Source organism: Marinobacterium profundum, from assembly GCF_001528745.1.
GTDB lineage: Bacteria > Pseudomonadota > Gammaproteobacteria > Pseudomonadales > Balneatricaceae > Marinobacterium_A > Marinobacterium_A profundum.
Genome location: NZ_BCNS01000047.1, coordinates 1 through 1717 on the forward strand (window position 1 = coordinate 1; position 1717 = coordinate 1717).

At 57.1% G+C, this 1717-nt stretch carries 2 protein-coding genes; one reads left to right on the top strand and one right to left on the bottom strand.

What is annotated here, in order from left to right; genetic code table 11:
• Positions 1–413: NAD-glutamate dehydrogenase domain-containing protein (locus MPRO_RS02750; RefSeq protein WP_158651728.1), on the bottom strand; the 413-nt coding region annotated here is incomplete at its 3' end.
• 376 nt (positions 414–789) lie between these two features.
• Here MPRO_RS02750 and MPRO_RS02755 point away from each other — a divergent pair.
• Positions 790–1542, top strand: a complete 753-nt coding sequence (locus MPRO_RS02755) for a hypothetical protein (RefSeq protein ID WP_067286639.1) — start codon at positions 790–792, stop codon at positions 1540–1542.
• Positions 1543–1717: the final 175 nt, after the last annotated feature.

The window sequence follows — 1717 nt, forward strand, 5'->3', positions numbered from 1 at the left end:
CCCTGGTCATCGCGTTGAACCCGGTAAATTGGATAGATTTGGCGGTGTATCGACAGACCCTGGCGGGCGAGCTCGGTGGCGCAGCTGGCGACGATGAAGGGCATGTCGTCCATGACAATCTCGATCACGCTGTGTGAATTGTGCCAGTGATCCTGTTGTGAGTCCGGATTGTAGGCGCGGATCAGGGTTTGCTGGGGGGCGCGCTGCTGCAGGTTGTGCCAGATATCGAGCAGGGCGCCGTAGCGATCTTCCGCCGTCATGGCGCTCTCACCCGCGACTTCATCGGCCTGGGGGTGAAATACATGACTGCCGAGGCGCTGCAGCTGGATGGCTTCGTCGGCTGGGTGTCGGGCACTGATGAGCGCCTGCAGATCGGTTGTTACGCTGCTGTGGTGTGCAAAATTCAGGGCCATGGTTCTCTGTCTTGTTATCCTGTGGGCCCGGTAAGTATCAGCCAGAATTGCTTACTTCGACAGCTAAGGGCGTGGATAGGGTTAGCCGGTCCAGGCTGGGGCGAGTTTAGATAGCGCATTCGGGTCCCATCCGACTGATGAATATGTGGCCAGGGTCATCAGTGGCTGCGGCTGCTTTGCTGTTTTCATCCTCTCCATAGACCCCAAAGACAGCGTTTACCTGCTCGTCAATTTCGGCCGTTACTGCGCAGTACCCCAAACATGGAATTCGGATCAGATGTGAACTAATAGTTAAGAGCTACGTAGCGCGAGGCGATAGTGACCAATCACCTCGAAATGACAACGATATTCAGTGGGTGAACCACAAGGACAGGTTGTGAATGCTTCAACCGATAAGGATGGGAACACTGCGGTCGGTGGTACCAAACGGGGTTCTGGCGCAAAGGCTCTGGAGGACGCCGATCAGCGTCTGAAGGACTGGGTTGATACGCTGCTGCCCGGCACAGCGGTTACGCTGTCTGCCCCTGCTGACATGGAAACCGCTCCGTTGGTTGGCCTTTATCTGCTTGACCTCCATGCTTCGCCGCCTGCCAAAGGTCCGCGACGAAGTCCGCAACAAATAGAGCTGGGGTATCTGGTAACTGCTTGGGCACCCAGTCAAGAAAGGTCGCATTCGATGCTCTGGGCGCTGGCGTTTGGAGCCATGGAAGTGGCCGAATTCGAGGTAGACCTGACACCGATCTCAAGCCAGCTATGGCAGGCTTTTGGGGTGCTTCCGCGTCCTGCGTTTATGCTCCGCCTATCCCTGCGCCGTGAAAGACCCGAAGAGCCAGTCAGATTGATCAAGTCGGCTATCCAACTTAATGCCTCCCCCATGGAAAGCATGGCAGGGCTGCTGCTGGGGCCCGGTGAAATACCCATCGCCAATGCGCGCGTGTCGCTCCCTGGGTTACGACTGAGGGCCCACACCGATGCACGGGGCTGTTTCCGTTTCGCAGCTATCCCTGCCACTACTGCGGTACAGCGTTTCCACATTCAGGCCCGGGGTCGCGAGTTCATGATTGAGGCCCATTACAGGGCCGGCGATCTGGAGCCTCTCATCATCCATATCAATCCAGAGGATGTTTGACATGGCAACAAGTTACATGACACCCGGCATTTATATCGAGGAGGTTTCTACTGGAGCCAGATCGCTGACGGCGGCGGGAACCAGTACCGCAGCTTTCCTTGGAGTGGCGCCTGCGGGCGATGCCCATCTCAACGAGGCGGTGGCGATCAATAACTGGTCACAGTTCGTCAGGGAA